The sequence below is a fragment of the Nostoc sp. genome (genome assembly GCF_036917235.1).
In the GTDB taxonomy this organism is placed as follows: Bacteria; Cyanobacteriota; Cyanobacteriia; order Cyanobacteriales; family Nostocaceae; genus Nostoc.
Genome location: NZ_JBALDU010000111.1, coordinates 1 through 23,128, shown reverse-complemented (window position 1 = coordinate 23,128; position 23,128 = coordinate 1). Strand labels below are relative to the sequence as shown.

The 23,128-nt window shown below is 42.6% G+C and carries 18 protein-coding genes; 2 read left to right on the top strand and 16 right to left on the bottom strand.

The genetic code is table 11. From position 1 onward, the window contains the following. Positions 1 to 80: 80 nt before the first annotated feature. The 12 genes from V7K44_RS31635 to gvpN all read right to left on the bottom strand — a co-directional run bounded on the left by V7K44_RS31635 (position 81) and on the right by gvpN (position 15,561). Positions 81 to 5,327: a GAF domain-containing protein gene (locus V7K44_RS31635; protein WP_334937800.1), complete on the bottom strand. Its 5,247-nt coding sequence runs from the start codon at positions 5,325 to 5,327 to the stop codon at positions 81 to 83. 236 nt (positions 5,328 to 5,563) lie between these two features. Continuing rightward, a complete protein-coding gene (locus V7K44_RS31630) occupies positions 5,564 to 6,097 on the bottom strand; it encodes a chemotaxis protein CheW (RefSeq protein ID WP_334937798.1) in 534 nt (177 codons plus the stop codon). A 14-nt stretch (positions 6,098 to 6,111) separates the two neighbouring features. Continuing rightward, positions 6,112 to 6,474: a response regulator transcription factor gene (locus V7K44_RS31625; protein ID WP_094345744.1), complete on the bottom strand. Its 363-nt coding sequence runs from the start codon at positions 6,472 to 6,474 to the stop codon at positions 6,112 to 6,114. Between the two features lie 145 nt (positions 6,475 to 6,619). Then, positions 6,620 to 7,951: a response regulator gene (locus tag V7K44_RS31620; protein WP_334937796.1), complete on the bottom strand. Its 1,332-nt coding sequence runs from the start codon at positions 7,949 to 7,951 to the stop codon at positions 6,620 to 6,622. A gap of 444 nt (positions 7,952 to 8,395) precedes the next feature. Beyond that, positions 8,396 to 9,103 carry a gas vesicle protein GvpC gene (locus tag V7K44_RS31615; RefSeq protein ID WP_334937794.1) on the bottom strand — a complete coding sequence of 236 codons (708 nt, stop codon included), beginning with the start codon at positions 9,101 to 9,103 and terminating at the stop codon, positions 8,396 to 8,398. Between the two features lie 213 nt (positions 9,104 to 9,316). Beyond that, the gene (gvpA, locus tag V7K44_RS31610) at positions 9,317 to 9,538 is read right to left on the bottom strand and encodes a gas vesicle structural protein GvpA (protein ID WP_012408764.1); all 222 of its coding nucleotides are present in this window, start codon (positions 9,536 to 9,538) and stop codon (positions 9,317 to 9,319) included. Positions 9,539 to 9,742: 204 nt separating this feature from the next. Continuing rightward, positions 9,743 to 10,432 carry a GvpL/GvpF family gas vesicle protein gene (locus V7K44_RS31605; RefSeq protein ID WP_334937792.1) on the bottom strand — a complete coding sequence of 230 codons (690 nt, stop codon included), beginning with the start codon at positions 10,430 to 10,432 and terminating at the stop codon, positions 9,743 to 9,745. A 227-nt stretch (positions 10,433 to 10,659) separates the two neighbouring features. Next, positions 10,660 to 12,483: an AAA family ATPase gene (locus tag V7K44_RS31600; RefSeq protein WP_334937790.1), complete on the bottom strand. Its 1,824-nt coding sequence runs from the start codon at positions 12,481 to 12,483 to the stop codon at positions 10,660 to 10,662. Between the two features lie 259 nt (positions 12,484 to 12,742). Beyond that, positions 12,743 to 13,492, bottom strand: a complete 750-nt coding sequence (locus tag V7K44_RS31595) for a GvpL/GvpF family gas vesicle protein (RefSeq protein ID WP_334937789.1) — start codon at positions 13,490 to 13,492, stop codon at positions 12,743 to 12,745. Positions 13,493 to 13,623: 131 nt separating this feature from the next. Continuing rightward, positions 13,624 to 14,058, bottom strand: coding sequence for a gas vesicle protein K (locus V7K44_RS31590; RefSeq protein WP_334937787.1), 435 nt, complete (start codon positions 14,056 to 14,058; stop codon positions 13,624 to 13,626). Further along, positions 14,045 to 14,395: a gas vesicle protein gene (locus V7K44_RS31585; RefSeq protein WP_334937785.1), complete on the bottom strand. Its 351-nt coding sequence runs from the start codon at positions 14,393 to 14,395 to the stop codon at positions 14,045 to 14,047. Before V7K44_RS31585 ends, V7K44_RS31590 begins: the two co-directional genes overlap by 14 nt. Next, positions 14,392 to 15,561: a gas vesicle protein GvpN gene (gvpN, locus tag V7K44_RS31580; protein WP_334937783.1), complete on the bottom strand. Its 1,170-nt coding sequence runs from the start codon at positions 15,559 to 15,561 to the stop codon at positions 14,392 to 14,394. Before gvpN ends, V7K44_RS31585 begins: the two co-directional genes overlap by 4 nt. A 211-nt stretch (positions 15,562 to 15,772) precedes the next feature. On the opposite strand from gvpN, the gene V7K44_RS31575 reads away from it, so the two are divergent. Continuing rightward, positions 15,773 to 16,024: a gas vesicle protein GvpG gene (locus tag V7K44_RS31575; RefSeq protein WP_334937781.1), complete on the top strand. Its 252-nt coding sequence runs from the start codon at positions 15,773 to 15,775 to the stop codon at positions 16,022 to 16,024. 76 nt (positions 16,025 to 16,100) lie between these two features. On the opposite strand, the gene V7K44_RS31570 is transcribed toward V7K44_RS31575, so the two are convergent. The 4 genes from V7K44_RS31570 to V7K44_RS31555 all read right to left on the bottom strand — a co-directional run bounded on the left by V7K44_RS31570 (position 16,101) and on the right by V7K44_RS31555 (position 20,369). After that, positions 16,101 to 16,874, bottom strand: a complete 774-nt coding sequence (locus V7K44_RS31570; RefSeq protein WP_334937779.1) for a hypothetical protein — start codon at positions 16,872 to 16,874, stop codon at positions 16,101 to 16,103. A gap of 128 nt (positions 16,875 to 17,002) precedes the next feature. Further along, entirely contained in the window at positions 17,003 to 18,001 is a 999-nt protein-coding gene (locus V7K44_RS31565) for a WD40 repeat domain-containing protein (protein WP_334937777.1), read from the bottom strand. Positions 18,002 to 18,155: 154 nt separating this feature from the next. Beyond that, complete coding sequence (locus tag V7K44_RS31560; protein ID WP_334937775.1) at positions 18,156 to 18,440, bottom strand: hypothetical protein; 285 nt, start codon at positions 18,438 to 18,440, stop codon at positions 18,156 to 18,158. Positions 18,441 to 18,485: 45 nt separating this feature from the next. Further along, positions 18,486 to 20,369, bottom strand: coding sequence for an ArsA family ATPase (locus V7K44_RS31555; protein WP_334937773.1), 1,884 nt, complete (start codon positions 20,367 to 20,369; stop codon positions 18,486 to 18,488). Between the two features lie 404 nt (positions 20,370 to 20,773). Here V7K44_RS31555 and V7K44_RS31550 point away from each other — a divergent pair. Beyond that, positions 20,774 to 23,128: NACHT and WD repeat domain-containing protein (locus V7K44_RS31550; protein ID WP_442940729.1), on the top strand; the 2,355-nt coding region annotated here is incomplete at its 3' end.

Here is a 23,128-nt window from a genome sequence, read left to right as displayed (position 1 = left end):
GCGGGGCATGTAGCTTGCTTCTTCGGAGGAGTACCGAAATAATCTAAAATCTAAAATCTAAAATCTAAAATCTAAAATTCTCAGTCAACTTTGAACTGGCTAACGCTGGTTTCCAGTTGTTGTGAAGTCATCCGTAGTTCCTCAAAGGACTCGGAAATGTGGATGGCACTTTGTGAAGTCTTGCGGGCGATCGCCGAAACATCCATCATCGCTTCTGTCAATATCTGAGATTGCTGACTTTGAGTGGAAACTGTTTGAGTAATTCCTTGCACCAGTCCACCAATTTCGTTGGTAGCTGCCACGATCGCACTCAGGGAATGACGAGTCTCATCAATCAAGTTCGAGCCTTGGACAACTTGGGAAATCCCTATTTCCATTGCTTCGGTAACTTCGTTGGTGCCACTTTGAATTTCTTGCACGAGTCGCTCAATTTCTGTGGTGGCACTAGCCGACTGATAAGCCAGGGAACGAACTTCATCTGCAACCACCGCAAAGCCTTTGCCATACTCTCCGGCACGGGTAGCCTCGATCGCAGCATTGAGTGCCAGCAAGTTAGTTTGGGTGGCAAAGTTTTCAATCAGACTCACTACTTTCGAGATTTTCTGAGAAGCTTCACCGAGGCGTTTAATCTTCTTCGCTGTTTCCGACACGGTTTCCCGAATCTCCAAAATGCCCTCTACGGTTTTTTCCATCAGGGAATCGCCAGCTTGGACGGTTCTATTAGCTTCTTGAACGGCCTGCCCGACTCTTTGGGCATCAGCAGCGACTACCTGGGTGGAAGCTACCATCATTTGTAATTGTTCCAGAGCGCGTTCGAGCCGTTCTCCCTGCTGTTGAGCTTGATCGGATAGTTTGACTACTGAGGTGGTGCTATTGCTGGAAGTTTCACTCACCCTACTGGCAGCAATCTGCACTTGTCGCACTAAATCTCGCAAACTTTGGATGGTAGTATTGTAACCATCAGCGATCGTCCCAATTTCATCTTCAGATAGGGGAGCGCGAACGGTGAGATCGCCACTGAAGGATGGTTCCAAGGCCATGAGAACGCGTATTGCTCCTTGTTGCAGTTTTTCCCGGGCGGTGCGTTCGCGTTCTGCTGCTTCTGCTAGTTGCTGCTCTTGAGTACGCACCTGTGTTAGGTAATCTGCAAGATTGAGGGCAATACCAATCTGGACGCTGGCTTGGTTGAGAACATCTTCCTCGGATTGCTCCCACTGGCGGGGTGCGCTATTTTGATAAACTCCCATCAACCCCCATAGCCGATCTTCTTGAAAAATCGGAGCAATCATGTAGGCTTTAGTTCCCCACATTTCTAACAATTGGATGTGACATTCGTCATGACCGACACTATATATATTGTCAACCCGCAAACTTTCTTTGCGGACATAACGCCCTCCTTTGTTGTACTGGAGATAGGTATCTCTAACTTTGGCAAGGCTAGTTCCCACTAACTTAGGCCAATCCCCAGTCACAGACTCAACTACAAATTCTCCAGACCAATCAGGCTCAAAACGGTAAACTCCAACTCGATCTGCTTTGAGTAACTGACGAAGTTCAAGGGTGGCAAACTGGACAAATTCTAGAACATTACCGTGACTTTGAGCCATCTCTGTTAACCGACTTGGCAAGCGATAAGAAAATCGGGCGTTTGCTACTTCCCGTTCTGCCAGTTTGATCAGTTCCTCATTCTTGGTTAAGGTTTGTTGTAAGTATTGCGATTGCTGGACTGCAACCCCAAACTGCGTGCCGATTTTCGCTACCAAGTTGACTTCATTCTCTTGCCAGTGCCGCGGCCCGTCATTCTGATATGCTCCTAACAAACCCCAGAGCTTGTTGCCGGCAATAATCGGGGTGATGATATAGGCTCTCATCTGGAATTGCTCTAGAATTTTTAAGTGGCACTGGGCATGACCAGCAGCGTAAATATCATTAATCACAAAGGTCTCGTTGTTGCGATAGCGTCCACCTTGGGTTTGTTGGAGGTGTTCGTCTTCCCATACAGTCTTGATATCGGGACCAACCAAAGCCACCCATTCACGACTTACGGATTCGGCAACAAACTCCCCACCCCAATCTGGATTGAAGCGATACACTGCTAGCCGATCGCATTCCAAATGCGATCGCAATTCTGGTAAGGCATTGCGAAAAATCGTATCTAACTCTTGAACTTGGCGGATTTTTTCTGAGAGCCGTGTTAGCGCTCGTTCCCCTTCTGCGGTTCGCGCTAATTCTGCATTCTTCTTCTTAAGCTGTTCGATATACTTAATCTGTTGCAAGCCTATACCCATTTGCACAGCTATTTTTCGCAACAGTTGCACATCCTTAGATTTCCACTGCCGAGGGCCAGTATTTTGGTATGCTCCTAAAAAGCCCCAGAGTTTGCTTCCAGTGAAGATAGGAGCGATCGCGTAAGCTTTGGCCTGGATTTTTTCTAATATCTCTAAGTAGCACTGAACGTGACCGGCAGTGGAGATATCATTGACAACAAAGGTTTCATAATTGCGATAGCGTCCGCCCTGAGTTTCTTGTAAGTGTTCGTCCATCCACATCGTTTTGATGTCGGAACCAGCTAAAGACAGCCATTGATCTTTTACGGCTTCGGCAATAAACTCTACACTCCAGTCGGAACCAAAGCGAAATACTGCTAGGCGATCGCACTGTAGTTGTTTGCGTAAACTTGGCAGCACATTCAGGAAAATTGTATCTGCCTCTTGAGCTTGGCGAATTTTTTCCACCATCCCTGTCAGCACTTGTTCCTCTTCTGCTGCCCGCGCCAACTCTGCATTCTTCGTTTTCAGTTCTCTGACGTACTCGGCTTGCTGCACGCTTAACCCCAACTGAATGCCCAATTTGGTCAGCAATCGCACCTCCTCAGAATTCCACTGGCGCGGGCCGCTATTTTGGTAAGCTCCTAGCAAACCCCAAAGTTTGTTTCCAGCAAAAATAGGGGCGATGGTGTAGGCTTTAGCCTGGAACTGCTCTAACAGGTCGATGTGGCACTGGGCATGACCAACAGTATAGATATCATTGACGACAAAAGTTTCATTATTGCGATAGCGTCCGCCTTGGGTTTGCTGTAGGTGTTCGTCTTCCCACACAGTCTTGATATCGGGGCCAACCAGAGGCACCCAGTCACTTCCTACAGATTCAGCCATAAATTCACCACTCCAGTCAGAGTTGAAGCGATATATTGCTAGGCGATCGCATTTGAACAACTGCCGCAATTCTGCCAAGGTAGTGCGGTAAATTGTTTCTGGGTGTTGGGAATGAAGCATTCTCTCCGTCATTCGGGCGATGGCGTGTTCTACTTCAGCTACTTGTGTCATTTCTAGATTTTTTAACCGTAGCTGTTCGATATATTCAGCTTGCTGGAGGGCAATGCTTAACGGTTCGCCGATCTGCAACAAAGCACCGATCTCTTCATCAGTCCATTTCCGAACATCAGAATTCTGATAGGCTGCTAACAAACCCCAAAGATTACCAGCGCGGAAGATGGGAACAATGATGTACGCTTTGGCTTGGAACTTCTCTAATGCTTCTAAATAGCAAGGTGAAAAACCAGCAGCATAAATATCGTTGACTTTGCGGAAGCGCTTTTCTTTGGCGTACATTCCACCCTGCGTTTCCTTAAGATAGGTATCGGCATCAGGTTTAACAGGGGAGCCATAGTCCTTAACATGGCAACGCTCTGAAGATACCATGCCTGTTTTGAAAATGCTTTCTTGTTCCTGCATCTCCACCAGTGACGACCAACCAGCAGCCACAGATTCAGCGATAACTTCTCCACTCCAATCTGGATGAAATTGATAAACGACAACGCGATCGCATTTTAAAAATCGCCGCAACTCTTGGGTTGTAGTGCGGAAAAGGGTGCGAAGATCCGTTGCTTGCCCAATCTTTTCAATGATGCCGAAAACTGTACGTTCTCGTTCAACAATTTTGGCTGACTCTTCAGAGCGGTGATAAAGTTGTTGCTGATATTGCACCTGTTGAATCGCAATACTAGACAGAGTTGCAACCTGCACCATTAGGCGAACTTCACTATCTTTCCACTGACGAGGCTGAGAATTTTGATAGGCAGCCAGCAAGCCCCACAACTTTTCTCCCTGGAAGATGGCAACAATAATGTATGCTTTGGCTTGATAGGTTTCTAAAATTTTGATATAGCAGTCAGAAAAACCAGCACTGTAAATATCATTATTGACTCGATAAATCTGTCCGCGATGGAAAGTTTTGCCTTGAGTGTGCTGAATGTAGCTATCTGCACTGTGCGATCGCCCTGTTGTCCCAACCAATCCCCCTTCGTCTGCAAGGTTCCTAACACTGCAATAGTTAACGTTATTGACAATTGCTGGGTTGTTTCGCTGTTCTTCTAATAGAGAAACCCACTCAGATCCAACCGATTCAGCGACAAATTCTCCACTCCAATCTGGCTGAAAACGATAAATTGCGACGCGATCGCATTTTAGTGACTGTCTGACTTCTTGGGTGGTAAGGCGAAAGATGGTATCCAAATCTTTGGACTGGAGAATTTTATTCGCTACACCCACCAGGATTTGGTCTTTTTCTACTTCTTGTTGCAACGTAGCCTGAATCACGGCAACTTGAAGTTGCGCTTCTAATTCCTGCTCGATCAATTTTAGTAACTGAATTTCAGCATTTTGCCACTGGCGAGTAGCAGTGCATTGCTGCACTACCAACAAACCCCAAACCTCATCTTTTACTAAGATTGGCAAACTCACACAAGCTCTAACCTGAAACCGCTCCATGAGTTGCTTTTGGTAAGGAGACAAGTTTGCAGTGTAGGTATCTGCGATCGCAACTAATTTTTCTTGTTGATAAATCTTGGCAGAACCCAACCCAAAAGTGACGGCGGGCAGTTTTTCCTTCAGCATTGGGGTAAAGCCATCCCTCATCGCCTCCGCAACAACTATCCCCAGCGTCGGATTTGTAAACTCATACAGCACCACGCGATCGGCTTGTAGTGAGCTTTGTACCTCCATGACAACAGTAGCGAGCAAGGTATCTAGATCGGAAAATTGGCGGATTTTGCTAGCGATCGCCTGTACTTGCTCTACCTCTAATCCATCTCCTCCGTCTTGATACGGCAACACACTCAGCAGTTCTTTTAACTTGCGGATTCTCTCTCGCAATGGCCCTGTTTCCACCCAATCAGCTTGATCTAGTTCAGTTCGCAATTCTTCTAGAGCGGAGGTGATTTGCTGTTTTGCTGCTACATCAACGGTATGCCCGTTATCAGTTTCTTTATAACCGTTGCTGGCATTTGAGTGAGGTTGGCTGGATCTAAGATTGTGTTGCGCTACCATGATCTTTCTTGCTATGAAGGTTGTCGGAGTTAATTAAGTAGAATGCAGAGCAAAGGCTAATTACTAAGAAAGGCAGAGGGCAGAAGGAAAGAAGTATTAATAAAAACTGTCTTTTCTGGCTGGGTCTGAGCTACAGTTTAAAAAAGAATTGTATTGAGACGCGTAGCACGAGATACAAAGCATAGCTCCCTTCTGCCTCCTGCCTCCTGCCTTTCTTTGGTAAAAAGCTGTGAACTTTAAAGAGGCTGAAGGGCTTGAATCACAATCTGGGTGTCAAGTAACATCAAAGGGCTACCTTGAGAATCTACAAAGTAACCCTGTAAAAATGAGCCTAGTCGGCCAGGTAACATCGATGTCGAAATCTCTAACCGCTCTTGGGGGTCATGAACTTCAATGGTATTGACTTGATCCACCAACAGCCCGACGGTTTGATTCTGGACTTGAACAAGCATCGCCATGCCAGAGTTTCGCACACCTTCTCGCCGACACCAGTGTGTTGCTCCCAACAAAGCTGCTAAATCAAGAATCCAGATCGCTTCTCCCCGCCAATTCATTATGCCTAACAAGAATTCTGCTACCTGCGGTACTGGCAAAATCTCGGTCAGCGCAACCTGAATTACTCCCCGCAAATCAGCTAATGGGAGTAACCCATTAACCTTTCCATTCAACGGAAATCTTAAAAACCTCTGGTTGTTTCCTTGAGAAGAGTTTTCAAGTCGAAATTGGCTATTAATGGGTAGCTCTCTAAAGCTATCATTGGCCTGTACCATTGCCCTAGTTTCCTTTAGCGAATAAATTTATTAACAGTCTGGAGCAAGGTATTTTCATCTACAGGTTTGACTAAATAGCCATCAGCACCACTCATAGTGCCCCAAGTTTTATCAACATCTGTATTTTTAGTTGAGCAAATCACTACCGGGATTCCTTTTGTTGTCGGATCGGCTTTCAACTTGCGGCAGAACTCAAATCCACTTTGGCCAGGCAAAATTAAATCCAGTAGAATCAAGTCAGGTTTTTGTTGTTTCAACCTGAGTTGAGCCTCTTCACCACTGCGAACTTCATAAACTGAATATCCTCCTTGCTCTAGGTAACGTGTCATCTTTTCGGATTCTGTGAGGCTATCTTCAACTAAAAGAACTTTTTTCATTTTTTCCTAACTATTTAATTTAGAATTTGACAAATTATTGCGACAAATGAATTAACACTAAGCCAGATATAGAAAGCAATTTCCAATCCAAAATCTGTTTTGAAAATGGATGTAGGGGAGCCACTGACATGACTACCGCTTCAACCTAAACACTTAAATACTTGTGAAGCACATTGAGTACTTTGTCTGCTTCTACAGGTTTACCCATAAAGTCAGTTGCCCCTACTAATTTTGCTCGCATCCGATCTACTATTCCATCTTTCCCCGTTAAGATGACAACCGGCACATTTTTGAGGCTTGGAGTTTTACGGATTTGAGAACAAATTTCATAGCCATTGACTTTTGGCATCAAAAGATCCAAAAAAATGAAGTCGGGCTTGCTTTTAATTAGGTTTAAAATTGCTGTTAACGAGTCTTGAATGCCAACAAAGCGATAACCTTGATGGGTCATAATTTCCTCCAAACTGCGACATATCATCGGACTATCATCCACACAGGCAACTAAAGGTCTTGAGACATCAATAATTGCTTTCCTAGCTGCTGGAGGGGCAAATTGTATAACAGTGTTCTCTTCTTTCTTCAGTGAAGAATTGGAATTATTAACTGCACTGGACGGACTGAAAATTTCTTTGCCAGTCGCTGGGGGAGCAACTTTGTTAAAATTGGGCGCAACTTGTAAAACAGTGTCCTCTTCTGTCTTTAGTGAAGAATTGGAATTATTAACTGCACTGGATGGATTGCCAGTTTCTTGACTAATCCCAACCTTCCTGAGTTTTGGGGTGGGTGAAAAAGCGATCGCCCCTGTTTTTACCAATGTCATCAATAACCGAGTCAAAGCTAAGACATCCCGACCGCTTTTTTGCCCTAGACCTCGTAAAGTTTTTGTGCCATCAACTAGAGCAATAATCTGTTTAGAAGATGCTTGTCCTTGGAGTAGCTCAATTTGTTGAATGATCGGAAATAAATTGGGCGAGCAAGTAGCCAGTCCTGCATCTCGCCATTCTTGCCAGGCTTGTGTAGCCTGTTTCAAGACTTCCTCAGTTGGTATTACAGCTAGGAGAACCCCAGGAACTTCACCAACAACGGTAGTATGTGACAACTGCCCTGCTGGATTGTTGCCATTTCTTTTGGCTTCAATGTACTGGATTATATCAAACAGGACTTCAGCGATTGAGCTTGCAATCAGGCTAACAAGTTGTTGTTGTTCGATTAATTTTTGTTCTCGCAACTTAGCAAGAATGGAATACTCACGATAATTTTCTTGGGGAGAGACAAGCTGCTCCAACTGTGTCACATCTACATTAGAACAGTACCGCAACAAGTGTCGTCGCCATCGCTCATCGGCATTAGAACCGCCAGCCTGCCAAATTAATCGTCCTAAACGAAAATATAGCGTCCAAGTCGGCCCATCCCTTGCTTCAAGATTTAGCCTGCCTGTAAATAATTTAGTTTGAAGTTGCTCGATCAATTGATTCACAATGGATCGCACCTCCTAATATATCTAGAGTTTTGCATTTACATTAGAATTGTTCAAACAACCCAGCTTACTAACTTTATTGTGAGATTGCCAATAGCCCAGTTCAAAACCTTGATTGAGCTATCCCAGCTTGTTATATCCCTTTCCAATCTGGATATTTTTAAAGTTAAAAACCAGAAACTTGAACAAACATTTAAGCTCTTTTTCTAATTATTAATAGGTTAACTAATTATTAATAGGTTAACTTGTTGCCATGTTACATCTATTGAGCAAATTGCTTGTATAGATGTGGTTGCAATACAGACCGGAAAAAGATAGAAATGTTGAATACTACAAAGCATAGACCAGCTTTAATGCTTATCGATTTTGTACTCTGCTGCTTAAGGCGATAGACATAAGCGATCGCCCAACCGCTAATCTGCAAATACAAAAAATCAGCTTAAATTAAGTTTGTCCAGAAATTGCTTGTTGCCGAATAAAGTATTGGCGATCGCGTTGTTCTAGTACGCCTTGCTTAATCAAGGAGCGCAGGACATCTATCGTTTGCACCCGGCTTAAGCCTATCACTTCTTCAATTTCTATCAGAGTAGCTCCTTCAGCTTGCTGAATGTATTGCTGCACTTTAGATTTAACAGTATCTGCATTCAAGACAGGTACTTTCTTAGTCATGGTATTCGCCGAAGGACGGAAACCATTAGCTTTAATTGCAGAACGGGAAATTGACAATTTTGGAACTGTTACAACTGATTTCTCTTCTTTAGCAGGAGTCGGGGAAACTGGTTGTTCGGGACTGTAATCGCCCCAAATACTGTTATGTAAGATTTCCCGGAAGTTTTGCAAGTTTTGGAATAATGCCTGAGCTTTTGCTGAACGCTGTTGGCGGTATTCTTGCTGGCGTTGCGAGACATCTGTTTTTATTTGCAATATTTCCAATTGCCGGTCGACAATCTCTTGCTGAAATTGCTGCTGTTGTAACTTTCTGTTGTCGTCAAGGCTGGTAACAAAACTGTTCAATTCTTGATGAAGCACATCTGCTTGCAACTGAAATTCTTGTTGAGTTAGCTGTTTCCACTGATTAACTTTTTGACGGCGTTCAGCAGTTATTTGCAATCGCTGCGATCGCTCTTGTTCCCATAAATTTTTGAGAGCCATCAGCTGAAATCTCCTACTTTGTTAACTAGAAATATTAAATAAGCTGTTACGCATTTAATTTATACATTTACCTGATGACTGATGAATGATGAATGATGATTGTTAACCCAAAACTCGTCAACAGTCATCATTCAACGACCATCAAGAGTGTTTATATACTTTAAACGCGCATCAGCTTAGAAGCCATAAAGACTCCCTTTTTCTAATGTGGTGTTAAGCAGCAGATGGAACAGCAGCCTGAGATGTTAAACCAACTGCCTCGGCATATCTTAAGTAAGTTTCAACTGAAGCAATCACAATCCGAGCTTCTATTGATAGCAGTTCAATACCAACTAAAGAAACACGTACCCAAGCATCAATTACAATTCCTTTGTCCAAAATGCGGTCAATAACTTCAGCCAGACTTGAAGATGAGTTAACTTTTTCAACAGCCATTTTCTTTTCCTCTCACAACTCTAATTATTTATTTCATCTTGCTCTGATTGAGCAGTAGGTAAAACTTACACAATGTGTTTTATTCTTCCTGGGTTTAGTGTTCCCAAAAATATAAGATAAATATAAGAAAATAAAAAAAATAAAGAAAAAATTATCTCATCTTTATTTTTTCTGGGAAAGTTTTAAATATTATTTTTTATGAATTTATATGAGAGTATTTTCTAGAAAATGATAAGGTGGCAGAGGTTCGCTCAGTGCCAATTGCCAGTGCGAGCATTGTACCTGCCAGAGGGAAAACTGCTGCGTACTGAGCGTTGAATCGTTGCGCTGTGCCAAAAAGTGGATTTGCCGCACATCTGACTGTCGAGTTTCACAGATAACATTTGTATATGTTTTGAGAATTAACTGGCTCAAGAGTTCCCACTGTTCGCATTGTTGTGCTTGAAATGCTTGCTGTGTTTGGTAGCGTTGTTTTTTCGCTAATAAATAGGCTTTTCCCTTAGCATCAATATTGTCAGACTCATCAAGTAAATCACAGGGTGTCATTTTTAAAGTGTACTCAACTTTGTCTGCTAGCTGAGTTAGGGCTTCTAGATATTGCTCTTGGTGCTTTTCTAGATGATTCAGCAGTTTTTCTTGCGAGGTAAAACCCCTCCCAAAGCGTAGGGGAAGAAGGGGAGTTTGTTGAAAAAGTTCTCGAATCACGCGATCGTGGTTTAATACAGCTTGAAGTAAACGCTCATCCGTTGCCTGTATTGCCTCCAGTGAGATTTCCGGCTCTACGATCGCACCTAAACCAGAAGAGTAAACGAGTTCAATATTCCTTTCCATCCCGAAGGGTAGAACCAGGGGTGATGCGGTCGAGACTAAAAGAGCATAGGCGTATATTGACATAACGTAGAACGGCGTAAATATTTGTAGTTGGGATGAGGCAGGAAGGAGGCAGGAGGCAGATGGCAGGAGGCAGGAGGGAAGAGGGTTTAAGTTAAATTTACTTTAGTAACATAACTTAAGTAGCTTCCGCTCTGAACTTCTGGGTTTTTTCAAGTAAGTTATTCATGCCTAGTTTTGGCACAATCAAGGATGAAAAATTCTTACTTCTTCCTCCTGCCTCCTGCCCTCTATTGACATTGGTGCTGATTGGCAAGCATCTGATATGTAACTTGGAAATCATCATTTGTAATCTGAATCAAGCTGGATTCAGTCAATCTTTGGGCGCGGTATCGACGAATTGCGCTTAAAGCAGCTTGATTGCTCAACAAAGCCAAGTCTGCACCATTCCAACCCTCGGTAACTGTCGCCCAGGTTTCTAAATCGACATCAACCAGGGGACGATCTAGATTGTGAACTCCTAAAATCGCTAATCGGCTGGCTCGATCTGGTAGATCGATTTTGATTTGTAAGTCCAATCTTCCGGCTCTGAGCAAGGCAGGATCGAGCGCTTCTGGACGATTGGTTGCTCCTACTAACAGTACTTTAGGGCATTCATGCAAGCCATCCAGTTCGGTGAGCAGTTGACCGACAACGCGATCGCTAACTCCAGAATCACCAGTGAATCGTCCCCGTATTGGTGCTAAGGTATCAATTTCATCTATAAACACAACGCAAGGAGCTGCTTGCCGAGCTTTGCGAAAGAGTTCTCTGACTGCCTGTTCTGCTGCTCCTACCCATCGACTGAGTAATTCCGGGCCATTCACAGCAATAAAGTTGGCTCTAGCCTGGGAAGCGATCGCTTTTGCAAGTAATGTTTTTCCCGTTCCCGGCGGCCCCCACAACAGAATCCCACGGGCAGGCTTGGCTTTGGTTTGCTCGTATAGTTCGGGATAAAGGAGTGCGCCCTCTACAGATTCTTGAAGTTTTTGTTTAACATCATCCAAACCACCAATGTCATCCCAACTTACACTAGGTGTTTCAATTGCTACAGACCTGAGAACTGAGGGTTTTATCTCCTTAATTGCTTCGAGAAAATCCTGCTGCATAACAATCATATTCTCAGGAATGGGACTGTTGAGCGAGGGGACTTGACGACGAAGAGCAATGTAGGCTGCTTTTTGACAAAGAGCTTTGATATCGGCACCGACAAAACCAACGGCTAAATCAGCGATCGCTCCTAAATTAATTGAAGTCTCCAAGGGCATGGCACTTGTCAAAATCGTCAGAATTTCCAATCGTCCATTGCGATCGGGAACTCGAAACTGAACTTCGCGATCGAAGCGTCCCGGACGACGAAGCGCCGGATCGAGATAATCGGGACGATTTGTTGCCGCTAATACAATTACGCCCTCAGTTTTGGCAAACCCATCCATTAACCCAAGCAACTGCGCCACTAGTCTTTTTTCAACTTCGCCTTCCACTTGGCTGCGATCTGGAGCAAGGCTGTCAATTTCGTCAATAAATATTAGGCAGGGAGCAGAACGAGTTGCTTTCTCAAAAATGCTTCGTAAACGAGCTTCTGCTTCCCCGTAATACTTGCTCATCACCTCTGGGCCATTGATGGCAATGTAGTTTAACTCTAACTCTTCTGCCAAAACACGGGCTGTTAAAGTTTTTCCCGTACCGGGCGGGCCAACGAGCAAAACCCCACGCGGAGGCTCTAACCCTAATTTCACCAATAAATCTGGACGTTTAAGGGGAATTTCGACTAACTCTCTGATTTCCTTGAGAACATCACCCAAGCCGCCGACACCTTGCCAAGAAGCTTTTGAGTTCTTGTTAGCTGATGGGGGGGTGACATCAGCATCATCCATTGGTCTAGCTGCATCGGTGGAATTGGATCTGACTCGGCTGGAACTCCTTGTTCTCGGAATATTGCCTTGCCGAGGAATACTACTGAGATTATGAGACCGAATTTCAATAGAAGTTTTTAACTCCCCTTTCTCTACTTTTTCTTCTAAAGCTTTGGCAATTTCTAATAGGTGTTCAAATCCTTTAAATATGTCGTCCATTGATTTTACTTAAATAAAAGGTAGAGAAAAATTTAATTTCTAAAAAATTCAACAGTTTCAATTTTTATTGCTGTTCATACCAATTCTCTATGAAATGCCTCTAAATATTTTTGAACATAGCGAATTAACTTGAGAAAATCTCTGCGTACCTTTGCGCTAACCTCCGCGTACCTTTGCGTTAAAAAAAACTATGATTTGGCAAAGAAGATAAACTAGACTAAAGTCCTCTTCTCTCCTGCATCATCCCAACTACAAATATTTACGCCGTTGTACTTAATCGAAGACGAGCAAAGTTATACGGGGCAGTGAAATTGTTGTAGCGAATTCGCAAACGGTTTTCAAATTGACGATCGAGTGCTTCAACGTGTTCGCTAAATTCTGATTCTGCTTCCCAAGGAATTAGGTAGGCTGAATTGTAAATCATTGTGTCCATTTGGGGAGTATTTTCTACCACTTCGATCGCAATGGAGTTGAGTGTGCCTTTAAATACATCGATTATGCCTTGCTTGCGATCGCTCATTCCCTGTTCGATGGTTTGCCCTATTTGGATTACCCGCTCCATACTCAGGGGTTGACCTACTAGCTTATCCCTTTCGGCTTTGAGATTTGGATGTTCTGCCAATAGTCCCTGAATTTCTGCCTCGGTATCCCAAAAAACTTTGACACTAACTTCTCGGCAACCCGATAACTTCGCAAGCAATTGCGTCAATTCTTCTTGATGAGGACGAATTAATTGATCTGAAACTTTTTCCCAACTGGAAACCAAAAGTCCAAATTGCACGGGCAGTAAATAGCGATCGCCTCCTTGCATGATCTCCTCAAGGACTTTCTCATGACTGAGCAGGTTACGACGGCTGGCTAAATAACGCTCTTGCTGTGCTTCCGAGTAGATGACTGCAAAATCATCCAAAATTTTAATTTGTACAGGTTGCCGATCTAAGCCCTCTAAATTTAAATTTTGTGGAGCAGGCAAGGTCAAAATTCCATAAATGTAAAAGCCATAACTCATATAAATCTCTTACCAAGAATAATGTAGATAAAAAAGTTACACCAAAATAAGATAGCAAGTATTGTTTTAAATTCTTGGAACACCTTCCTAGTAAAGGCTTTTAATCCAAAATCTAAAATCCAAAATTGGTATTACAGGGGTTTAGAAGTGAGTACTAATCTTAACTTGGCATGAACTAAGCTTAATTGAGCCAGTCCTAAGTCCAAGTCACCTTCAACCACAACACCCGTATTTAATAGGCGATCGAGGAGTTCTAGAATAGAGGGTTGATTAGAGGTTTCACCGGGGTAGTATCCTCCAGATTGGGGAAGTAAATTTCCCATTTCACCCAAGTTAATATTTAGATCGGCTGGGTCAATATCAAATATCTCGCAAAGCTGAACAACCTGCTGTTCAAGCTTTTGCAGGCTTTCGGCAGCTCGATCTAGTTCAGAGTCGCTGAGGTTGCCAGCATCCATTCGCCGAATCACCTGAGCTTCCATGAGTTGGCGTATCAGTTCAACAACCGTCAGTAACAACGGCGCTAAACCTGAATCGGAACCTTTTGATTTGCTAATCGCCTGCATTCTGATTATTAATAGGATTGAGTGCTTTGAGCGATCGCAGTTCTGTTTCTAGACTGGCAACACGCTCTTGAAGTTGTTGATTAGTTGTTAATAAGGAACGAGCTTGACTATTAAGATAGGGGTCGCTCTCCCACCAGTTAATTCCAATCTCTTTGGCTTTATCAACAGAAGAAATCAACAAACGAATTCGGATGTTGAGCAGTTCTGTGGAGCCGACAGAAACAGAAATATCTCCTGCTATCACAATGCCTTTATCTAGAACCCTTTCTAGAATATCTGCCAAGGTAGAACCTTGAGTTGATGTGGTGATAGCTCCCCGATTAGTATTAGTACTCATTTGTTTATTAAATGGCCAGAATCAAAAGCAACTGTCTGTGAGATGTTCGGCAGTTCAGTGCCTTGCATTTGCAATAATACTCCCTGCTCCCTGAGAGACTTGAATGCAGCCACAATTTGACTGCGATCGATCCCTAATTCTGTTGCCAAATCAGAGAAACGCCTTCCTGGAGACTTGTACAGGTAGTTGTAGACTTCATGCTCGTAAGGTACTCGTTGTTCCAATACAATCTGATTTTGGCTGTCTGGTATTATCTCAGTCGGCTGAGATTGAGTATTTGTACTATGATGCAATTCACTCAAAACCTCTTCCAGTAGCCGAGTTGCTTCTATCAGAGGTTGATTCGTGCGAGAAAGTAGGATATCGGCACAAATATCTTGAAAGTAAGAATCTCCGAAATTGATAGAAATTTCGTGTTCGTGGCAGATTCTAGCAATCATCAAACAGGAACGTAATCCACCGCCCATCCCAGAGGTAGATCGACTCCAAAACATCCGCACTAAGCGCACGATTTTGTCTGCTTTCTCAGAATCTATGCCTGTTTTATGAACTACAATTTCCTGCTGAGTTAGTTCATCAGGTGGAGGCATATCGATGGTAATAACACGATCCATCAAAGCATCCTGAGTTGCATGAACTCCACAATACTCTTGAGGATTTGATGTTAAAATTGCCCGAAACTTAGGATGAACCCGGATATACTCGGCTCGCTGTTGATTTGTTGGCAATACCAACAACCTCTCCTCAAGTACGGAGAGTAAAACGTTATTAACCTCCGGGTGCGATCGATTGAATTCGTCGTAAACCAGCGTAAATCCTTCTTTACAAGCTAGGGTTAATCGTGCATCAACCCAGTGTTGTCGAAGTTCATCCTCAACTTTCACAACGCTATGGATGAAGTTATCAACAACCTTTTTGCGGGTATAACCTAATTGATTACCAATCAAGTCTGAGGTTTTAAACTCATCATCTCCAAATAAGAGGATGATAGGCTGGTTGAGCAAATCAGCTAGATGCATTGCCAGAGTAGTTTTTCCGACTCCGGCCGCACCACGTAAATGTACTGAAAAACCCGACTGTAGATAGCGCAAAGCACGTTGAGCGATGCGTTGAATAGCAGGGGTATTGACAAATCGTTGGGGAGATGCATTTAATACTGTTGTCAAGCTCTAAGTACCTCGTCAGTAATAATTTTATGTAAAAGTAATTTTTTGCACATCGGGAATATAAAATACAGATGTCGATAAGCCTTAACTGAACTCAAATCCAACACATTTTGGCATCAACATAAGACTAAGTAATGTTTTATATAATGTCATCAGCAAGATTACGGTCTTGTGAGACAGCCTTAACAAATCTACACAAGTGTAAATTAATATGGTTCTGCGCTTCTTACTATTACCGATTACTGGCCCATTAATGGGGGTAACGTGGCTTGGGGAAAAAATTTTAGAACAGGCCAATACTGAAATTGATGATAAAGAAAATCTCAGCAAGCAGCTTCTTACGCTCCAACTTGCTTTTGATATGGGAGAACTTTCTGAAGAAGAGTTTGAAATTCAGGAAGAAGCTCTTTTATTAGCGATTCTGGAAGCAGAACAGCAAGAACGCGATCAGGCACAAGATTGACATCCTCCCCCACTGCATTCGTGACTCCGAATGCAGTGGGGAATTCCAAGAATCACTTCTTGGGTTTCGTCTTCTTCTAAAAAGAGCTTAAAAAGTTTTCCCAGTGTTCCCTAAGTTCAATTTCAGAAGCATAGGAATCAGTATATTGAGGGTTTTCTTGTTCATGTTTTAAATAATCTTCTAGGGTTGGATTTTTAGATTCATCAGGTTCATTGATTTCGGACAACCTTTCCAATATTTCCAGGTTTTCTCTACTATTTTCTCCCAATAATCGCCTCAATCTTTCATCTATTGGATGGATTTTCTTTATTCTCTCTTCGAGTAATCCACTGCTAAGAAAACCATCCATATCATAGAGATAATCATTTTTTATGAAGTCAAAAACCGAGCGACCCCAAAAGCTCTCTACCAAAGGATCTAATAGCTGAAGAGAGTAGAGCAGGGTTAGTTCGTCTACTGCCTTTTTTGTGTTTGCTATTGAAAGGTGAATAATTTTGTTCCTTATTATACCGAATTCTTGGTACTGTTCAAGTCGCTCAATTTTAATTCCAGTCGTTTTCTCTAGTTGCTTAGGTAAATTCTTATAGCTTATACTATGCCCAGTTTCTAGTAGCTCAATCAGACTAAGATCGTCCTTAAAGCCTTTTGGTGGAGTAGGCAAATTGTCAAACATCAATAGTGGATCTTCTTGAGCTATTCTAGCTTTCAAAAGTATCTCTGCCGCATGATCTGCGTGTACTATACAGATAAGCTTGTCACCATGACAAGCCTCCATGAATGCGTTACGGAAAAGAAGCATCCCCGTTTTTCTCATATTTCGGGGAACATCTTTCATAGATTGATGAACCATATTTTTTCGAGTAAAATTGTCTTGTTAGCCTAGTTTAATCACAACTTATTAGACTGTAGTTTCAGTAACACTACCCTAAAGTCCAGTAGTTCAGTTAGGATTTTTATTTTGATAAAATTTCAACGTCATCACTGAGAAAATAATCGCCAAATCTTGATAGCTCCGTAATCTCCACTTACTAAAGTGTTACCATCGGAGGTCATAGCTAGGGAAAAAACTGCACTAGGATTAGCATAGAGAGTAGATTCTAACTCTCCTGTTTGCAGATTCCAGATTTTGATATTGAGGTCATCACCTATACTGACCAAGGTCTTACCATTTGAACTAATGGCTACAGACCAAGTACAGCTATTATGTCCACTAAGCGTAGATTTCAATTCTCCTGTTTGCAGGTTCCAGATTTTGAGCGTTCTGTCACAACTTCCGCTGATCAAAGTCTTACCATCCGAGCTAATAGCTAAAGAAAAAATAGTATTAGAATGTCCAGTAAAAGTGGCTTTCAACTTTCCTGTTTGCAAATTCCAAATTTTAATAATATCAACACCTCCAGTAACCAAAGTTTTTCCATCAGGGCTGATTATTAAAGAACGAACTCCCCGTGAGTGAGCAAGGATGGTTGATTTCAACTCTCCTGTTTGCAGGTTCCAGATTTTAATAGTATCATCACTACTACCACTAACTAAGGTCTTTCCATCTGGGCTAATTACTACAGACCAAACTTGATCATGATGACCAACAAGGGTAGATTTTAACTTTTGTGTTTGTAAATTCCAGATGTTAATAGTTTTGTCTTTACTTCCACTGACCAAAGTTTTACCATCTGGGCTTATAGCAACGGAAAGAACCGAGCCTTTATGCTCAGTGAGGGTAAATTTCGACTTTCCTGTTTGCAGATCCCATATTTCGATAACGTCATTCTCATTTCCACTAACCAAGGTCTTACCATCTGGGGCGATGCCTAATGCATAATACCAACCACCTCCCGAAAGAGTATTAACTAAAGTTGCAGTCGTAATATTTTTACGTGAACGAGAGGCGCTAGGTAAATTATTTAAAGAAATATCCTTCTGAGATTCATAATTCGAGAGGTTTTTTGAAAAGATAGGGATGAGTCCAAACTCTCCCATAACGAACGTAAAAAGAGCTATTAATCCAAAAATTAGACCTAATAATACAATAAAATAGTCGCTCTGCCTTGGCTGGCTCATACTAAGCCTTTAGATTTTTGGTTGTATATATTATTAAAAAAAACTAGGAAGAGATTTTCTTGTGAAGAATTACTTAGTATTCCAATGTTATGGTGTTGAATTTTGGTGTATTGTCCTTCAAGCCAGTATTTGCTTGCTGATGGGTAATGTCCTCTTCAGCAATAATTTGACCATTTAAAATAGCAAGACGCTGCTGAATCTGAGATTGGCGTGCTTCGAGTTTCTTTAGTTCCTCCTCTAAACGCTCTTTTTCCAACATTATTTTGTAAGCATTTAAGTAAACTGTTGCTTGAGAACGTTGAGGAGGCATTGAGCTAAGTTTGGCTTGAATTTGTCCACGTTTTGGAGTGCGGTGCATAATAAATTTCTCTTTGGGTATGAAAGTATTTAGTCTAATTAGCTGTTAAAATAAACAGCAGGCTGCTGCTTGGATGCGTTCTAAAGGCTGAACTGAGCGAGGAAGCATTGGTAAGCGAACCATTGTCAAACCTGGAAAATCGCAATTAATGGTTGCTGTAGAAGTAAAGCGGTTTAGAACAAGGTAATTCTGGCTCACACCTATTTCTTGAAGAGATTTGAACAGGCGTTGTTGTTCGGCAAGTACACTAGCCTGGTTAAGCGTAACCCCAATGAACTCTGTTTGTTGTGGGTCTTTTAGCACTTTTTGGGCTTTGACTACGCGCTGTCGCAAAGTTCGTAAACGCCCCATAAACTCTGTACGACCAAGGACATTCTGATACTTGATCCAGAGTTTGAAAATCCAAGCTAGCCAGTCTGCTAGTGCATTTGGCATTTCTAGAAAACGCAGGAGATGACCTGTAGGAGCAGTGTCTAAAATAATCAAGTCTTCTTCTTGTTGCTCTAGCAATTCCATTACTGTTAATAGGGAAAGCATTTCATCAATCCCTGGTAAAGCTTGACCGACTATTTTGCGCCAAGCAGCAGGAGCATAAGCCATTTCAATAGTTTCGCTTGTTTGGGTTTCGCCACTCATCATTTCGGCCAGTTCCCACAGGTAATCGGCTCTGAATTGATCGACAATGCGATCGCTATCTACTTCCTGACCTCGAAGATTGGCAGTTATTTGATATGGTTCGTGTCCAAAACTCAGACCAAAGGCATCACCCAAGGAGTGGGCTGGATCGATGGAAACCATGCGAATTTTGCAATCGGGATGTTGTTGAGCCATAGCCCAACCAATCGCAGCTGCTACTGTGGTCTTGCCTACTCCACCTTTACCGCCAATTAGTAACAGGCGGCGACCTTGGGTGAGAAAATCTCCAAAGCTAGGAGGAATTGTTTCAGGCCATTGAACTGGGAGTAGATCGATAGGAAATAGCGGTTCAAGCTGAGGAACATGGATTTGGTCGATCAGATGGCTGAGGGCTAGAATCCCTAAAGGCTCCTCATCTTGCTGTGGCACAATAAAAATCGGCTTTCCGTCAGCAAGATCCGTATACTGGCTGATGAGCGGTTGTTGTTCTTGGTAACGATCTGGGTCAGTCGCACTGGCAAGGACTTGGTTGACAAACAATCCTCCGCAAGGAACCTGCATGGTTTGTAAGGCTTCTAGGAATCGTTTTGACTCCAACCAACTCATTGGTTCGGCGATCGCAACTAACAAACAAGCTGTATGGGTAGGATCTTGAAGGAGACGGCGACCTTGCGACAGTTCAGCTTTCAGGGTTTGCAAAAAGTCGTCAGCGCGATCGGGTGTGTAGCTCCCAGCAAAGGTCTTGCTAATATACCGATGCTTTTCTTGAAACAGTTCCAGAGAGTGGAGGAAAGTGTCTAAAAAATCCATCAATCCAAACAAGTTGAGAGTATGACCGCTAGGAGCCATATCCACTACTACTCGATCTACCTTCTGCTCGTTGAAAAGACGTTGGATCTCTAACAAGCCCATCAACTCGTCCAGTCCAGGCCAATTTAAATCCCAAACTGGAAGCAAGTCTTCTCCCTCAACAAAACTACCCCGCTCTACTAGCAGTTCTAATACCTGACCATGACGTTCTTTAAAGTCTTGTAGCAGAAGCTTTGCATCCAACGCCCTTACTAGTAAATTAGGTAGTTCCGCGATGGGACGAGGAATGTCATCAACGCTAACTTGTAAGACATCTCCAAGAGAGTGAGCCGGATCGGTTGAGATTAAAAGAATTTGTTCATTGCTAAATTTCTGCGCCCAACGATATGCAAAGGTGCAGGAGATTGTCGTTTTTCCGACTCCACCTTTGCCGCTAAACATAGCAAGGTGTAGGTTATCAAAAAGTTCCATCCCGTTTGCCATTTATGGCCTTTTAGGATAAAGTTACTACATATTTTTGAAAGTTACTTAAGTAATTTTGCTGAATAAAGCTATTTAAAGTTAGCCTTGGCGACTAGAAGTCGCGGCTATACAGACAAAACCCGCCTGCGCGGCTTAAGATTCTTACTTTTTCATTAGTCCACGGAGGTGGACTTTGCCTGTGTAGCTGCGACTTCTAGTCGCCCAAATTAACAGAGAGCAAGAATTGTATTTTCTTCTTTCTGCCTCCTGCCTGGTTGGTGAGCGTTCGCGTAGCGTCTCGCAGAGAAGTCGAACCACTGCCTTTCTTCAGTAATTAATTTTGTTGAGTTACTTACAAAGATTAGCCGAGGAACTATAACTGAGGTAAAGATTTAGCCAGAGATGTCCAAAAGTAAGGAGATAAGATGGTTAACAGTTCTGAAGGCGATATCAATATTGGCTGTAATGTCCAAGGTATTTCTGAATACGACTTTTTTTCTGACAGTAATTTTGAGGACATTCATTGTCGTCCACTTAAAACAGACTCTCCCTACTTAGGATTAAAAACTTTTGAAATTAAAGATAAAGACAAATTTTTTGGTCGGGATAAGTGGATTGCTAATCTGGGCGATCGCTTAAAAAAAGATAATGTACTCTTGCTTTTAGGAGCATCACAAACTGGCAAATCATCATTGATTCGAGCAGGTTTACTTCCTTATTTAGGATCTCATAAAAAATCATTAATTAATATAAGTTTTCACCCAGATGAAAATCCTTTTAAATCTCTTTATCAGTGTCTTGCTTCTACTTATGGTAAAAAATCGCCATTAGCGGATATTGCTAAAGAAATAAGAGAAAATACCCTAATTAAAATTGTCACATTGCTCAAACAAGATTATCAGTTTATTCTGATTTTTATTGACCAATTTGAAGAACTGTTTACGAAAACTCAAAAGCCGGAACGCGATAAATTTGTTGCTAGTCTCTTTCAACTATTCCAGCAGCAGGATAGCTCTGTCAAAATTGTTTTAACAATGCGGTCTGATTTTTTGGATAAATTTAGTGAGTATCCCCAACTTGCGAAGATCCACGATCGCTATAGTCGTCTACTCACTAGAATGAGCGATGCAGAATTAAAGTTAGCGATCGCTGAACCTGCTGCTAGACATGGCGTCACCTTTGAACAAGGATTAGTTGAGCAAATCATTCATGATTTTCACCAACAAAATGATTATTTACCACTTCTGGCATACATCTTAGATGTGCTGTGGAAAAGGGAAAATATTGCAAATCGCGTTCTGAAGACAAAGACTTATCAAGAACTAAAAGAGCAAACGTTTGGTTATTTAGACGAACAAGCTAATCAATTGATTAATCCTAGTGTTGGATGGCGCGATCGCCATTCGAGAGAAAAGGAACAAGAGATTCAAAAGTTACACCTTGCACTGACTGAATTAAAACTGCGCGAGCAATCCGCCAGGGTTTTGAATTTATTTCCTGTTCAACCGCTAGAGGGTTTGGTGCTGGCAATTCAAACAATGGGTGAGAATCTAGAGAAATACCCAAACCAGCTTCTAGCTTGTGTTTTGGGAAGCTTAAAGGAAGCAATGAACACACCCACAGAGGCAAATAACTTGCGCGGACACGAGCAAGAGGTGAATTGTGTCGCCTTTAGTCCTGATGGCAAGTTTATTGCCAGTGGCAGTAGCGATTCTACGGTGTGCTTGTGGAATATCATTGGCAATCCTACTGCTCAATTTTTGTTGGGACACGAGCAAGAGGTTAATTGTATAGCCTTTAGTCCTGATGGCAAGTTTATTGTTAGTGGCAGTATTGACGGAATTTTGTGTTTATGGGATTTACAAGGTAATCTCATTACTCAACCGTGGCAGGGACATGAGGAAGGAGTTATTTCCGTCGCCTTTAGCTCAAATGGCAATTCCATTGTCAGTGTTGGTTTTGACGGAACAGTGTGTTTGTGGGATTTACAAGGTAACACCATCACTCAACCTTGGCGCGGACACAAGGAAGGAGTTATTTCCGTCGCCTTTAGCCCAAATGGCAATTCCATTATCAGTGTTGGTTTTGACGGAACGGTGTGTTTGTGGGATTTACAAGGTAACACCATCACTCAACCCTGGCACAAACATGAGGCGAAAATTATTTGCGTCGCCTTTAGCCCCGATCGCAAGTTTATTGTCAGTGGTAGCAGTGATTTTACAGTGCGGTTGTGGGACATCCAAGGTAATCCCATTGGTCAACCTTGGCACGGGCATGAAGGACATATAAATTCTGTAGCGTTTAGCCCTGATAGCAAGTTTATTATTAGTGGTAGCTGCGATCGCACAATACGCTTGTGGAATGTCAATGGCAACCCCATCACTCAACCTTGGCGGGGACATGAAGGACAGATTAATTCCCTAGCCTTTAGTCCCGATGGGAAGCTGATTGTCAGTGGTGGCGATCGCACTGTGCGTTTGTGGGAGCTACATCAAATACTACAAGATCGGGTCATCGGGCGATCGCAGCGCAAATATGAGAATTGGGTCAATTCTGTCGCCTTTAGCCCTGATGGTCAGTGGGTTATCAGTGCCAGCAATGATTTGACAGTGCGCTTATGGGATATTCACGGCAACCCCATTGGTCAACCTTGGCACGGACATGAAAAAGAAGTTAATTCTGTCACCTTTAGCCCTGATGGTCAGTGGATTATTAGTGCCAGCAATGATTCGACAGTGCGCTTATGGGATATTCACGGCAACCCCATTGGTAAACCTTGG

What these genes read in the sequence shown, in the direction of transcription:
- V7K44_RS31635 (WP_334937800.1), bottom strand. Translation starts at nt 5,327, where the DNA reads ATGGTAGCGCAACACAATCTTAGATCCAGCCAACCTCACTCAAATGCC.
- V7K44_RS31630 (WP_334937798.1), bottom strand. Translation starts at nt 6,097, where the DNA reads ATGGTACAGGCCAATGATAGCTTTAGAGAGCTACCCATTAATAGCCAA.
- V7K44_RS31625 (WP_094345744.1), bottom strand. Translation starts at nt 6,474, where the DNA reads ATGAAAAAAGTTCTTTTAGTTGAAGATAGCCTCACAGAATCCGAAAAG.
- V7K44_RS31615 (WP_334937794.1), bottom strand. Translation starts at nt 9,103, where the DNA reads ATGGCTCTCAAAAATTTATGGGAACAAGAGCGATCGCAGCGATTGCAA.
- gvpA (WP_012408764.1), bottom strand. Translation starts at nt 9,538, where the DNA reads ATGGCTGTTGAAAAAGTTAACTCATCTTCAAGTCTGGCTGAAGTTATT.
- V7K44_RS31605 (WP_334937792.1), bottom strand. Translation starts at nt 10,432, where the DNA reads ATGTCAATATACGCCTATGCTCTTTTAGTCTCGACCGCATCACCCCTG.
- V7K44_RS31600 (WP_334937790.1), bottom strand. Translation starts at nt 12,483, where the DNA reads ATGGACGACATATTTAAAGGATTTGAACACCTATTAGAAATTGCCAAA.
- V7K44_RS31595 (WP_334937789.1), bottom strand. Translation starts at nt 13,492, where the DNA reads ATGAGTTATGGCTTTTACATTTATGGAATTTTGACCTTGCCTGCTCCA.
- V7K44_RS31590 (WP_334937787.1), bottom strand. Translation starts at nt 14,058, where the DNA reads ATGCAGGCGATTAGCAAATCAAAAGGTTCCGATTCAGGTTTAGCGCCG.
- V7K44_RS31585 (WP_334937785.1), bottom strand. Translation starts at nt 14,395, where the DNA reads ATGAGTACTAATACTAATCGGGGAGCTATCACCACATCAACTCAAGGT.
- V7K44_RS31575 (WP_334937781.1), top strand. Translation starts at nt 15,773, where the DNA reads ATGGTTCTGCGCTTCTTACTATTACCGATTACTGGCCCATTAATGGGG.
- V7K44_RS31570 (WP_334937779.1), bottom strand. Translation starts at nt 16,874, where the DNA reads ATGGTTCATCAATCTATGAAAGATGTTCCCCGAAATATGAGAAAAACG.
- V7K44_RS31565 (WP_334937777.1), bottom strand. Translation starts at nt 18,001, where the DNA reads ATGGGAGAGTTTGGACTCATCCCTATCTTTTCAAAAAACCTCTCGAAT.
- V7K44_RS31560 (WP_334937775.1), bottom strand. Translation starts at nt 18,440, where the DNA reads ATGCACCGCACTCCAAAACGTGGACAAATTCAAGCCAAACTTAGCTCA.
- V7K44_RS31555 (WP_334937773.1), bottom strand. Translation starts at nt 20,369, where the DNA reads ATGGCAAACGGGATGGAACTTTTTGATAACCTACACCTTGCTATGTTT.